Annotated in this window: 9 protein-coding genes; 8 read left to right on the forward strand and 1 reads right to left on the reverse strand. The window is 61.0% G+C overall.

Features of this window, described 5'->3' with window-relative positions; genetic code table 11:
* Positions 1 to 86 precede the first annotated feature (86 nt).
* Positions 87 to 428 carry a ribonuclease E inhibitor RraB gene (locus tag CKW25_RS09105; protein WP_095078845.1) on the forward strand — a complete coding sequence of 114 codons (342 nt, stop codon included), beginning with the start codon at positions 87 to 89 and terminating at the stop codon, positions 426 to 428.
* Between the two features lie 63 nt (positions 429 to 491).
* On the opposite strand, the gene CKW25_RS09110 is transcribed toward CKW25_RS09105, so the two are convergent.
* A complete protein-coding gene (locus tag CKW25_RS09110) occupies positions 492 to 1,298 on the reverse strand; it encodes a cytochrome c (RefSeq protein ID WP_095078846.1) in 807 nt (268 codons plus the stop codon).
* A gap of 610 nt (positions 1,299 to 1,908) precedes the next feature.
* Here CKW25_RS09110 and CKW25_RS09115 point away from each other — a divergent pair.
* The 7 genes from CKW25_RS09115 (at position 1,909) to CKW25_RS09145 (ending at position 12,975) form a co-directional block, all read left to right on the forward strand.
* Complete coding sequence (locus tag CKW25_RS09115; RefSeq protein WP_095078847.1) at positions 1,909 to 3,114, forward strand: acetyl-CoA C-acetyltransferase; 1,206 nt, start codon at positions 1,909 to 1,911, stop codon at positions 3,112 to 3,114.
* 27 nt (positions 3,115 to 3,141) lie between these two features.
* Positions 3,142 to 5,286, forward strand: a complete 2,145-nt coding sequence (locus CKW25_RS09120) for a 3-hydroxyacyl-CoA dehydrogenase NAD-binding domain-containing protein (protein WP_095078848.1) — start codon at positions 3,142 to 3,144, stop codon at positions 5,284 to 5,286.
* A 95-nt stretch (positions 5,287 to 5,381) separates the two neighbouring features.
* Complete coding sequence (locus CKW25_RS09125) at positions 5,382 to 6,110, forward strand: amidotransferase (RefSeq protein ID WP_095078849.1); 729 nt, start codon at positions 5,382 to 5,384, stop codon at positions 6,108 to 6,110.
* 443 nt (positions 6,111 to 6,553) lie between these two features.
* Entirely contained in the window at positions 6,554 to 7,270 is a 717-nt protein-coding gene (locus tag CKW25_RS09130; RefSeq protein ID WP_095078850.1) for an MgtC/SapB family protein, read from the forward strand.
* 107 nt (positions 7,271 to 7,377) lie between these two features.
* Positions 7,378 to 8,589 (forward strand): EAL domain-containing protein, encoded by a 1,212-nt coding sequence (locus tag CKW25_RS09135; protein WP_256577948.1) that lies wholly within the window; start codon positions 7,378 to 7,380, stop codon positions 8,587 to 8,589.
* Positions 8,590 to 8,712: 123 nt separating this feature from the next.
* Positions 8,713 to 9,339 (forward strand): response regulator transcription factor, encoded by a 627-nt coding sequence (locus CKW25_RS09140; protein ID WP_095078851.1) that lies wholly within the window; start codon positions 8,713 to 8,715, stop codon positions 9,337 to 9,339.
* Complete coding sequence (locus CKW25_RS09145) at positions 9,340 to 12,975, forward strand: transporter substrate-binding domain-containing protein (RefSeq protein WP_095078852.1); 3,636 nt, start codon at positions 9,340 to 9,342, stop codon at positions 12,973 to 12,975.
* Positions 12,976 to 13,035: the final 60 nt, after the last annotated feature.

Raw genomic sequence — 13,035 nt, forward strand, 5'->3', positions numbered from 1 at the left:
CATTTTCTATGCCGTATCGCTCTCACCATTCGGTTGCGGGCGCAGGGAGTACGGAAAGTCTATCCATGGTTTAAGGAGGACGTTTCATGAGCACAGCCTATCAAGAAGACATCAGCAGCAGCGTGCTGCGCCGCATGAAAGAAGGCGGTTTTGATTTTTCCCGGTTCCATCCCATCGAGTTCTACGCCATTTTCCCGGACGAGGAGCGGGCACGCAGGGCGGCAGGACATTTTCGCGGTGAATCCTTGAATGCACAGATCAGTGTGCGCGACGACGGCGCCTGGCATCTGGAGCTGAGCAAGGTGATGTACGCCACCTATGGCGGCATCGGTGATTTCGAACAGGACTTCGAGGCGGTGGTCGGGCCATTGGGCGGCATTATCGAGGGTTGGGGCGTCAAGCAGGAGGTACGAGGGCTACTCGCATAACACTATGAACAGCGACAACACTCAGCGACGGCTGACCTCAGGGTCGGCCGTTTTCATTTGCCATTACGGTTTTACCTTTCGTCCCGCCATATGCTTCAGATAGTCCACCAGCATCGTCAGCTCCTCATCGGTCAACACGCTGGCCGAAAACCCCGGCATTTTCGCCTGTGGCCATTGACGCAGGCTTTGCGGGTCGCGGATATAGCGCTTGAGGAAGTCCGTGCCAAAGTACTCGGTCGGGCTGTAGGGAATGTTCAGGTCCGGGCCGAACTGCGCATCACCGGCACCATTGAGGCGATGGCAGGCCAGGCAGTTCTTCTGGAACAGCGCGAAGCCCCGGTTCACCGGGTCACTGGTAGCCAGCGCGGGATCCGGCAGCAGGGCAGGGAAGCGTTGTGCGACCGGCGCCAGGCGCTGGATGCGAGCCACCTGGAAAGGCCACTGCTCGGGGCTGATACGCCCGGCCTCAGGGTCGGTCCACACCAGGTAGAACGGACCGGCGCCCGGTTTGCCCTCCGACAATGCCGGCCACGGCTCGGCCGGGTCTTCGATCGCCAGCCACGCCCGCGAGCCGGTGGTGCCGAGCAGGGGTGCTGCCGACAATTCGGCGGCGAACCCGTCCAGGGCCACCGCCTGCACATGGTCGTTGGCCTGTACGCCGGTCAACAACGCCGCCAACGGCACCGCGCGATAACTCATGGTGCGCTTGTAGGAGACGTCGTCAGCGATGGTGATGGTTTGCACCCGAGGATGCTTGAGCAGTTCCTCGGTTTTCCAGGTACGACTGCCGGTGCCCAGGTCGAGCACCAGTTGCGCGGCATACAAGGGCGTGCTGAGCAGCAAGGCCCCAAGCAAAAGAAGCGCTCTCAAGTGATCGCCATCCGGTTGTGGTCGTGTCACCAAGGTTGGCACACGCACACGGAGCCGGAAAGCGAGCACTTCGGTTTTTTCAGAAAGGTACCGCAAACAATCCTGCCCGATTATCCGATGACCTTGGTCAGGTTCGGCAAAATGAGGAGCAGCGTGGTGGCGAATAGAATGAGCCCGGCTTGACGCACTTTCGATTGTTTGAACATGGCTGACCGCCTTTTTTTGTTATTTCCTGAGCGTCGAATGCTTGCCTGCATTTCTCCATGACGGCAAAGCGCTGTAATTCCCTTCTCATCACGGGTGCCTCGGCAAAACCCGACGACAACCTCGTACGTTTCACCTTAGGGGCCCCGCCGGCTGTGGTTTAGATCCATTTCGTATCAAGCAAGCGCAAATTGCTACTAAAAAAGCATGAGGCCTATTGCCAGCTGCTTTGCCGCCCTTTTGCTAGACAGTTCGCTGACCTGAAACGGTTAATCCGATAGCAGACTACCGTCCGTCTGAGCGTGACCGTCAAGGCCGTTGAGCGCTTCGGTCATTGAATCCGCCGCTGCTGGGCCTAAGGTGAGGACTCGCTGATCTTTCACCTGCCCGGCAGTATGAGGATGTCATGACCCAAGCTTTGATTTTCGATGCAATACGCACGCCCCGTGGCCGTGGCAAGGCGGATGGCGCCCTGCACGGTGTCAAGCCGGTGAATCTGGTGGCCGGTCTGCTGGTGGCCCTGCAGCAGCGTACGCAGCTCGACACCAGCCAGGTCGATGACATCGTACTGGGCTGTGTCACGCCGGTGGGCGACCAGGGTGCCGACATCGCCAAGACCGCGGCGCTGGTAGCGGACTGGGATGTCAGCGTCGCCGGGGTACAGATCAACCGGTTCTGCGCATCGGGCCTCGAGGCGGTGAACCTCGGCGCGATGAAAGTGCGCTCCGGCTTCGAGGACCTGGTGGTGGTCGGTGGCGTCGAATCCATGTCCCGCGTGCCGATGGGCAGTGATGGCGGTGCCTGGGCGTTGGACCCGCAGACCAACCTGCACACCCATTTCACCCCGCAAGGCGTGGGCGCCGACCTGATCGCCACGCTCGAGGGCTTCAGCCGGCATGACGTCGACACCTTTGCCCTGCATTCCCAGCAGAAGGCTGCACGGGCGCGGGCAGACGGCTCGTTCAGCAAGTCCCTGGTGCCCGTACAGGATCAGAATGGCATTGTCCTGCTCGATCATGACGAGTTCATCCGCGCCGACTCGACCCTCGAAGGCCTGGGCAAACTCAAGCCGAGTTTCGAGATGATCGGGCAGATGGGCTTCGACGCCACGGCGTTGCGGGTCTACAGCCACGTGGAGCGCATCCATCACGTGCATACACCGGGCAACAGTTCCGGGATTGTCGACGGTGCGGCACTGATGCTGATCGGCTCCGAAGCCTGTGGCCGGACGCTGGGGCTGCAGCCGCGGGCACGAATCGTCGCCACGGCCGTCACCAGCACCGACCCGACCATCATGCTCACCGGCCCCGCGCCGGCCACCCGCAAGGCGTTGGCCAAGGCCGGGCTGCGGGTCGAGGACATCGACCTGTTCGAGGTCAATGAAGCCTTCGCCTCGGTGGTGCTCAAGTTCATCAAGGACATGGCCATCGATCCGGCCAGGGTCAACGTCAACGGCGGCTCTATCGCCATGGGCCACCCGTTGGGCGCCACCGGCTGCGCGATTCTCGGCACTTTGCTCGATGAGCTGGAAGTGCGTCAGCTGCGCTACGGCCTGGCAACTCTCTGTGTGGGCGGCGGCATGGGCATTGCCACCATCATCGAACGCTACTGAGCCCCCCGACTTCAAGGAAACCTGTTGATGACTGATGCCATTCGTTACGAAAAGGGGTCGGACCGGATTGTGGTCCTGACCATCGACATGCCGGGCCAGAGCGCCAACACCATGAACGCGGTGTACCGCGAGGCCATGGCCGACTGCGTCCAGCGTTTGCTGGCCGACAAGGATTCCATCGCCGGGGTGATCATCACCTCCGGGAAAAAAACCTTCTTTGCCGGCGGCGATCTCAACGAACTGATCAAGGTTGGCAAGCCTGAAGCCAAGGCCTTCTACGACAGTGTGTTGCAGCTTAAAGGCCAGCTGCGCGCCCTGGAAACCCTTGGCAAGCCGCTGGTAGCCGCGATCAATGGTGCAGCGCTGGGGGGTGGCTGGGAGATCTGCCTGGCCTGCCATCACCGTGTGGCCCTGGACCACGGCTCGGTGCAGATCGGGTTGCCGGAAGTGACCCTCGGCCTGCTGCCGGGCGGTGGCGGGGTGGTGCGCATGGTGCGCATGCTGGGCCTGGAAAAGGCGCTGCCTTACCTGCTCGAAGGCAAGAAAGTCCGCCCGTCGCAAGCCCTGCAAGCCGGGTTGATCGACGAACTGGCGGCGGATCACGCTGAATTGCTGGCCAAGTCCCGGGCCTGGATTCTCGCCAACCCGGCGGCAGTGCAGCGTTGGGATGTGAAGGGCTACCAGATCCCGGGCGGTACGCCATCGCACCCTAAAGTCGCGCAAATGCTGGCCATCGCACCGTCGATCCTGCGCAGCAAGACCCAGGGTTGCATGCCGGCGCCTGAGAAAATCCTCTGTGCGGCAGTCGAGGGCGCCCAGGTTGATTTCGACACCGCGCAGTTGATCGAAGCCCGTTATTTCACCGAACTGACCACCGGCCAGGTGGCGAAAAACATGATCGGCACCTTCTGGTTCCAGCTCAACGAAATCAACGCCGGTGGTTCGCGCCCCGCAGGGTTTGCACCGCACGTGACGAAAAAGCTCGGGGTGCTGGGGGCCGGCATGATGGGCGCCGGGATTGCCTATGTCAGCGCGGTGGCCGGGATAGATGTGGTGCTCAAGGACATCAGCCTGGCGGCTGCCGAGAAGGGCAAGGCCCATTCGGCAGCGTTGCTGGACAAAAAAGTTGCCCGTGGCCAACTGAGCGCCGAGCAACGAGACGCCACCCTGGCGCGGATCCAGACCACCGGGCAGGATGCCGACCTGGCCGGTTGCGACCTGGTCATCGAAGCGGTGTTCGAAGACCGTGAACTCAAGGCCCGCGTGTCGTCGGCCGCACACAGCGTCGTCGGTACGGACGCGGTGATTGCCTCGAACACCTCGACCTTGCCCATCAGCGGCCTGGCGACCGCGGTCCCGGACCAGTCGAAATTCATCGGCCTGCACTTCTTCAGTCCGGTGGAAAAAATGCCCCTGGTGGAGATCATCAAGGGTGCCAATACCAGCGACGAAACCCTGGCCCGTGGTTTCGATTTCGTCCTGCAAATCAAGAAAACCCCGATTGTGGTCAACGACAGCCGGGGTTTCTTCACTTCGCGGGTGTTCGGCACGTTTACCAACGAAGGGATCGCCATGCTCGGCGAGGGCATAGCGGCGCCGATGATTGAAACCGAAGCGCGCAAGGCCGGGATGCCCATTGGTCCATTGGCGATTTCCGACGAAGTTTCCCTCAGCCTGATGAGCCACATTCGGCAGCAGACCGCCAAGGACCTGCAAGCCGAAGGCAAACCGCTGACCGAACATCCGGCGTTTGCCGTGATCGATCTGCTGCTCAACGAGTACAAGCGTCCGGGCAAGGCGGCGGGTGGCGGTTTCTACGAGTACCCGGCGGGTGCCCAGAAGCATTTGTGGCCGGGACTCAAAACGCGTTTCGAGCAGGCTGACGGGCAGATTTCGCCACAGGACGTGCGTGATCGCCTACTGTTCGTGCAGGCCATCGAAACCGTGCGCTGCGTGGAGGAGGGCGTGCTGCTGTCGACCGCCGACGCCAACATCGGCTCGATCTTCGGCATCGGCTTCGCCGCGTGGACGGGGGGCGCGTTGCAGTTCATCAACCAGTACGGCGTGCAAGACTTCGTCGCCCGTGCCCGGTATCTGGCACAACAATATGGCGAGCGCTTCACACCGCCGGCCCTGTTGCTGGAAAAAGCGGCCAGCGGCGAACGGTTCTGACCGGTTAGCGGCATGCGCCGGGCTTGCCTTGACCCCGGGTTTCAAGGCAGGCTCTGGTGTGTGCGCTATTGCCTTTATCGTGTCAGGTACTTTCTATGTCGTTACGCATCTGCATTCTGGAAACCGACATCCTGCGTCCGGAACTGGTCGATCAATATCAGGGTTACGGGCAGATGTTCCAGCGTCTGTTTTCGCAGCAACCCATCGCTGCCGAGTTCACGGTCTACAACGTGATGCAGGGCCAGTACCCAAGCGACGAGCTGAGTTTCGACGCTTATCTGGTCACCGGCAGCAAGGCCGATTCGTTCGGCACCGATCCCTGGATCCAGACCCTCAAGACTTACCTGCTGGCGCGCTATGAGCGCGGCGACAAACTGCTGGGCGTGTGCTTCGGCCATCAACTGCTGGCCCTGTTGCTGGGCGGCAAGAGTGAGCGGGCAACCCAGGGCTGGGGGGTTGGCACCCACAATTACAAACTGGCGGCCAAGGCGCCCTGGATGAACCCGGTGAGAGAAGAGCTGACGCTGTTGATCAGCCACCAGGACCAGGTCACCGCGCTACCGGAAAACGCTACGGTGATCGCCTCCAGCGATTTCTGCCCGTACGCGGCGTACCACATCAACGACCAGGTGCTGTGCTTCCAGGGGCATCCGGAGTTCATTCATGACTACTCCCGGGCGTTGCTGGACATCCGCCAGCAGAACCTTGGCGAGCAGATCTACCAGCAGGGCGTGGCCAGCCTGGTCCATGACCACCACGGCGCGACCGTCGCCGAATGGATGATGCGCTTTGTCGCACACAAGCCCGACGCCGCCGCTTCCTGAGGTATCAACCCCTCGCGGGCCTGCCCGCGAGGGAGTTCTACGGCCTGAATCTGAACCTGTGCTGAACACCAACGATATTGATACCCGGGGTGTTTATCCAGGTTTGCTCTTGGTGTACCTGCGGCGTAAGCTGCGCGCGTTTTCATCCTGTTCGGAGGCCCACAATGGCCACGTGTTCCAGTGACAGTTGTCGGCCGGTTTCGATAGCCGGCCACTCCCCGGCAAGATAACGCGCAACGTTCTGTGCCGTTGTCTCGCCACCCAAGCGAGCAGCGGCATCCCGCTCACGGCCTATGCCGGCCGTCCCCGATGCCCCTCTCATCGACAGTCTTTATTGTCGACACGCCAGTTGTTCATGACCGTTCCCCACACTGCGGATGGAACCGTCGTGGGCGCTCAGCGTCCGCTCCCGGGCATGACGCGAAACGAGAAGGGAATACCCCATGCAAGCCATCAATAACATCAACCTGACCTCGATGGTCGACACCCTGGTCAGCCTCAGTGCCGCGTTCATTCTCGGCGGGCTGATCGGTTTCGAACGCCAGTACCGCCAGCGTACCGCCGGCCTGCGCACCAATGTGCTGGTCGCCGTGGGCGCGGCGATTTTCGTCGACACGGCCAACCGACTCGGTGGCGCCGACGGGGCGGTCAGGGTGATCGCCTATGTGGTGTCCGGCATCGGATTCCTCGGTGCGGGGGTGATCATGCGCGAAGAGGGTAACGTTCGCGGCCTGAATACCGCCGCCACCCTCTGGGCTTCGGCAGCGGTCGGCGCCTGTGCCGGTGCCGACCTGGTGCTGGAAGCCTTGCTCGGCACCTTGTTTGTGTTGGCGGCAAACACCTTGCTGCGACCGATCGTCAACAACATCAACCGCCAACCGCTGGACGTCATTTCGGCCGAGGTGACCAACATTGTCTATGTGATTGCCCAACGCTCCCGGCAAAAGGCGGTGTTTGCCTTGCTCGAGGCTGAGCTTGAGCGCAGCAACTATCCGGCCAGCGATGTCGACGTGCATGCGTTTGGCAGCGAAGAAGTGGAAATCGAAGCCACCCTCGCCACGACATCGGTGGATGGCGATGAACTGGACGCTCTGGTGGCGCGGCTGAGCCTCTCGCCGTTGGTGCAACAAGCGTTCTGGAGCCCGAGTACCACGGACTGATGCATTGCTTGGGAAATTTCCTACGTTTCTGTAGGACAGATCCTTCCTGCAAATAGGGTTCAGATTGCCAGTATCTGCACATTCGATTTTCAATGTACTTGAGGCCTATGGACACTCCCCGGGTGCTGGTGCTGGACAATCAGGGATTTCAGCGTGACACACTCACCCACATGCTACATCGGCTGGGGGTGGGCGAGGTCTTGCACGCCTGCACGGCGGAACAGGCATGGGTGCGGCTCCATGAGGCGGACGGTGTGGACCTGGCCTTGTGTGATGTGAGCAACCGGGCGCTGGAGCGTTTGGAGTTCCTGCATGGCGCCAGTGCCTCGGGCCGGGTCCGCGCGGTGGCCTTGTACGGTGAGCTGCCATTGGAGCTGCACCGTGCCGTCGGGCAAATGGTTTCGCTGTCCGGCCTGGAAATGCTCGGCGTGCTGGGGCAAACCATGCTGTTGCGGGAGCTGCAGGCGGTGTTGCATCGCTATCGCCACGGCCGACGGATGCCCTTGTCTGCACGGCGGACGGAACCGGCACTGCCCAGCGAATCGGAGGTCAGGCACGGCCTGGACCGGGGTCAGTTTCGCGCCTGGTATCAACCCAAGGTGATGTTGAACGGTGGCGCCCTGGTCGGGGCCGAAGCATTGGCGCGCTGGGAACACCCTTCGCGAGGGGTGCTGCTACCCAATGATTTCCTGGCGGCCGTGCTGGCGTACGACCTGATCGACGATATGTTCAAGCAACTGTTCGATCAAGGCTTGAGCCTGGTCAAGACCTTGCGTGCTCAAGGCCGGGCGCTGGAACTGGCGTTCAACCTGCATGCTTCTCAATTGGCCAGTGCTGAGTTGATCGAGCATGTCCGGCGAGCCTTGCAACATCATCAGCTTCCAGGTGCTTCCTTAACGTTCGAGCTGGCCGAAAATGGCTTGCTCGATTTACCGGCGAGCGTCGAGCACAACCTGTTGCAATTGCGTGGCCTGGGCTGCGGCTTGGCGATCGATGATTTTGGCTCGGGTTTCTCTTCGCTCAAGCAGCTATGCCATCTGCCGTTCAGCCAGATCAAACTGGACGGTGGGTGCGTGCAGAGGCCCCTGGAACCCCACAACCGGGCAATCATTGCCAGCACCTTGGCGCTGGGGCGCTCATTGGGGATGGACCTGGTCATCGAAGGGGTCAGTAGCCGGGGTATCTGTGACGCCCTGATCGCGATGGGCTGTCAGACCGGTCAAGGCTACTTTCTGGCACGGCCCATGACCTGCCAGGCCTTTGAGCGATGGTCAGCGGGTCGCACTTGGGCATCGGGGCGGGAGCGACGGACTCACTGAAAAAATCGGGAAACTTCCTACACTGCGCTTAGGAAGGTACTTCGAGTTCATGCATGATGGGCGGTTTTCAGCCAGGAACGCTTTCCCTTTTGGTCTGTTCCGGCCAGTTTTACAGAGGTTTGTATGTATAAAGCGATGGTTGTGGACGATCATCCGTTCATTCGTTCTTCAGTCAGGATGCTGCTGGAGCAGGTGCATTTCAAGGTGGTCGCCGAGGCGGATAACGGCGCCGATGCCGTGCAACTGGCTCGCGAGCACACTCCGGATCTGATAATCCTCGACATCGCCATGCCCAAGCTGGACGGCCTGGAGGTCATCAGCCGGATCAGCGCACTGCGCCTGCCCGGCAAGATTCTCGTGTTGACGTCACAGGCGCCGCAGCTTTACGCCATGCGCTGCATGAAGGCGGGCGCCGCGGGCTATATCTCCAAGACCGAGGATGCGGACGAACTGCGCAGGGCCATCTCGGCGATCATGGATGGCTACAGCTTTTTCCCGAACCTGTCCTGCAGTTCGGTCCGTCGCAGCGATATCCAGGCCACCGATCTTGAGTTGATCCAGAGTCTGACCGACCGCGAACTGACCATTTTGCAGCAACTGTCGAACGGCCTGAGCAACAAGCAGATCGGCGACGCCATGTTGCTCAGCAACAAGACCATCAGCACCTACAAAACCCGATTGATCGAGAAGCTCAACGTCAAGTCGGTGGTCTACCTGGCCGACTTCGCCAAACGTAATAACCTGATCTAGATGCCCTCCCTTCGAAAGTGTCTGCCGGTTGCCGTGTTTGTGCTCTTGTCGCTGTCGGCCGGTATGTTGCGGGCCGGACCGCAAGCCTACAACCTGGTGGGGCGCTCCAGTGTCGACGGCTATCACGTTGTGCTCGACGACAGTGACTGGCTCTGGTTACGCAGTAAGGGAACGCTGGTGCTGGGCGCCTCGGCCCCGGAGTACCCACCGTTCGGTATTACCAACAATGGCAATGACTACGAAGGCCTGAGCGCTGACTACGCGCAGTTGCTCGGTCAGCTACTGCAGGTTGACATCAAGGTACAGGGCTACGGCTCCCGTGAAGAAGTGATCAAGGCGCTGAAAACGCAGCAGATCGATTTTCTCGGGACCTCCAACGATTTCGAGGCCGAAGATCCGCAACTGGTACTGTCCAGCGCCTATGCCGATGACCAGCCAACGCTGGTCAGCCGCACCGACGAGACACAGGATGTCACGGCGGACCTGGCGGACAAGCGCCTGGCGATGGTCTATTACTACCTGCCTCCGGCACAGGTGCAGGCCTTCTATCCCAAGGCCCGCCTGCAACTGTATCCATCGACCCTGAGCGCTATCGGTGCGGTCGCGTTTGGCCAGGCAGACGTGTACATCGGTGATGCCATCGGTGCGAATTACCTGATTCTCAAAAACTACCTGAACAACGTCCAGTTGGTTGATTTCTCGCGCATGGAAGTCAACGATTTTTCCTTCGCCTTGAGGCGCGACGACCAGCGTCTTAGGCGAATCATCAATGCTGCGCTGGCAGCCATTCCCACGGACGAGCGGCTGAATATCCTGCGTCGCTGGAATGCCGGCGGTGCCAGCCTCTCAGGAAGAAATCGGGTGCATTTCACTGCCAGCGAGCAGCGTTGGCTCAACGCCCACCCCCGGGTGCGAGTGGCGGTGGATGGCAGTTTTGTGCCCCTGTCGTTCTTCAGTCGCGAAGGCGAGTTCCGAGGGGTTGCGGCCGATGTGCTGGCCCGGCTGACGCTGCGTACGGGCTTGAAATTCGATATTCAACAAGGCTTTTCGGTGCCCGAACTCATCGAGCGGATCGAATCGAAGCAAGCGGACGTGCTGGTTTCCCTGACCCCCAGTCTCGAGCGCGAACACGCGTTGCGTTTCACCCGTCCTTACCTGAACACGCCCTATGTACTGGTGAACCGGACCTTCGCCGACGCCCCGGCGACCCTGGACGACATGAACGGTCGGCGACTGGTGCTGACCCGCGGCAGCGCTATCAAGGACATGGTTGCCGAGCGCTATCCCGGCATTCGCGTGCTGATCGCGGACAATGCCCAGATAGCCATGAACATGGTTGCCAGTGGCGAGGCCGATGCGACGGTCAGTTCGCTGATCAGTGCGCGTTACATGATTTCCCGGCAATTTCGCGATCAGTTGCAGATCACCAGCACAGTGGGCACTTCGTCGGCCCATATGGCCTTTGCCACGGCTCGCGACTCGCCAGAGTTGTTCTCGATCCTCGACAAGGCGATGTTCAGTATCCCGCCGGAGGAGATGGACGAACTGACCAATCGCTGGCGCAGTGGGGCGGTGGTTGATGACAGCTATTGGTTGCGTTACCGATCGACGATCATCCAGGGGTTTTCCATTGCCGGGTTGTTGTTGCTGGTGGCGCTGGGCTGGATTGGCTACCTGCGGGTGTTGATGCGCAAGCGCGAGCAGGTCGAGCGTGCGCTCAACGATCAGTTGGAGTTCATGCGTGTATTGATCGATGGCACGCCGCATCCGATCTATGTGCGGGATCGGCAAGGGCGCATGATGGCCTGCAACAACGGTTATCTGGAAGTGTTCGGGGTTGAGCGCGAGGCGGTGATCGGCCAGACGGTGATTACCGGCCAGCTCAAGAACGTGGTCGAAGCCAGGGCTTTTCACCAGGAGTACCTGCAGGTGATGGAGGAGGGACTGCCGCGTGTGCGGGACCGCCAATTGACCCTGTCTGAACACGACGTGCGCACGATTTATCACTGGATGTTGCCGTATCGCGGCAGCGACGGGCATGTCAGCGGCATGATCGGTGGCTGGATCGACGTCAGTGAGCGCCAGCAGCTACTGGAGCAATTGCGTGAAGCCAAGGATGCAGCCGACGAGGCCAACCGTGCCAAGACCACGTTCCTGGCCACCATGAGCCACGAGATCCGCACGCCGATGAACGCGGTGATCGGCATGCTTGAGTTGGCGATGAAAAAAGCCGATCAAGGGGTCATGGATCGTTTCGCCATCGAGGTGGCATCGGGGGCTGCGCGGGGATTGCTGGAGCTGATCGGCGATATTCTGGACATCTCCCGTATCGAATCGGGCCATCTGTCGCTGGCGCCTGAGCGTGCCAACCTGCGCTCGCTGGTGGAGTCGGCGGCAAGGATTTTCGACGGGCTGGCCCGACAGAAACAACTGCACGTGCACCTGGAGGTGGATGCCGCCGCCAACCAGGATGTGTTGATCGACCCGCTGCGTTTCAAGCAAGTCGTGTCCAATCTGTTGAGCAACGCCATCAAATTCACGGCAGAGGGCCAGGTGCGCCTGAGTGTGAGAGGCGAACCCGTTGACGATGGGCAAGGCCTGCGGGTGGTGGTGCGTATCGAGGATTCGGGCAGCGGGATATGCGAGGCGGACCAGCAGCGGCTGTTCAGTCCGTTCAGCCAGGCCAGTAACAACCTTCAATCGGCTCGCAGCGGCTCCGGCCTGGGGTTGATGATCAGTCGCACCTTGTGCGAAATGATGGGGGGGACGCTGGAGCTGTCCAGTGTGTTGGGGCAGGGCACGCAGATTGAAGTGACGTTGGTGCTGCCCGTCCTGGAACCCTTGGCCCGAAGCGTTCAGGCCAAGAGCCAGGCCTCCCCCCAAGGCCAGATGTTGAACATTCTGGTCATCGATGACTACCCGGCCAATCGCCTGCTGGTCTCACAGCAGCTGACGTACCTGGGGCACCGGGTCAAGGAGGCGCAGGACGGTGCCCACGGCCTGCGGGCCTGGCGCAGTCAGCATTTCGACGTGGTCATCACCGACTGCAACATGCCCGTCATGAATGGCTATGAACTCGCGCGGGCGATTCGCGGCGAGGAGCGCACCCGGGGCATTACACCGGGGCTGATTCTGGGGTTTACCGCCAACGCACAACCGGAGGAGAAACAACGCTGTAGCGAAGCCGGCATGGACGGTTGTCTGTTCAAACCCATCAGCCTGCGTGATTTGAGTGCGCGCCTGATGAGTGTTGCACCGGACACCGTGCCGGTCCCGACTGAAGAGGAGCGCCGCGCGCCGGCAGATACCATCGACCTCACCAGTCTCGAGCAACTGACCCGCGGCGACGAGGCGTTGATCAAGAGCCTGCTGGGGGACCTGGCCAGCAGCAATGAAGAAGACATGTCGCGGCTCCTCAGTCTGTTTACCCGGCACGATGTTTCGGGGCTTGCGGAGCTGGCTCATCGGGTAAAAGGCGGGGCACGGATCATCAAGGCCCAGGGGCTGATTCAATGTTGCGAACGCCTCGAGAGTGCTTGCGAAGGGGTAGATGGCGAGCAACTGACGGCGGCGGTGGATGCGTTGCAACAGGCCATGGAGCGGCTGGCCGATACACTTGAGCAGCGGGCTGGCTGAGAGGGTGTCAAGTGGCGCGCGGGCAGTTGCTCTTGCAATCGACGTACTTGGGAAATTTCC

This window comes from Pseudomonas sp. Irchel s3h17 (genome assembly GCF_900187505.1).
Classification (GTDB): domain Bacteria; phylum Pseudomonadota; class Gammaproteobacteria; order Pseudomonadales; family Pseudomonadaceae; genus Aquipseudomonas.

Excerpts from the sequence above, each read along its gene's own strand:
- CKW25_RS09130 (WP_095078850.1), top strand. The coding sequence starts at position 6,554 with ATGCAAGCCATCAATAACATCAACCTGACCTCGATGGTCGACACCCTG.
- CKW25_RS09135 (WP_256577948.1), top strand. The coding sequence starts at position 7,378 with ATGGACACTCCCCGGGTGCTGGTGCTGGACAATCAGGGATTTCAGCGT.
- CKW25_RS09145 (WP_095078852.1), top strand. The coding sequence starts at position 9,340 with ATGCCCTCCCTTCGAAAGTGTCTGCCGGTTGCCGTGTTTGTGCTCTTG.
- CKW25_RS09140 (WP_095078851.1), top strand. The coding sequence starts at position 8,713 with ATGTATAAAGCGATGGTTGTGGACGATCATCCGTTCATTCGTTCTTCA.
- CKW25_RS09105 (WP_095078845.1), top strand. The coding sequence starts at position 87 with ATGAGCACAGCCTATCAAGAAGACATCAGCAGCAGCGTGCTGCGCCGC.
- CKW25_RS09120 (WP_095078848.1), top strand. The coding sequence starts at position 3,142 with ATGACTGATGCCATTCGTTACGAAAAGGGGTCGGACCGGATTGTGGTC.
- CKW25_RS09115 (WP_095078847.1), top strand. The coding sequence starts at position 1,909 with ATGACCCAAGCTTTGATTTTCGATGCAATACGCACGCCCCGTGGCCGT.
- CKW25_RS09125 (WP_095078849.1), top strand. The coding sequence starts at position 5,382 with ATGTCGTTACGCATCTGCATTCTGGAAACCGACATCCTGCGTCCGGAA.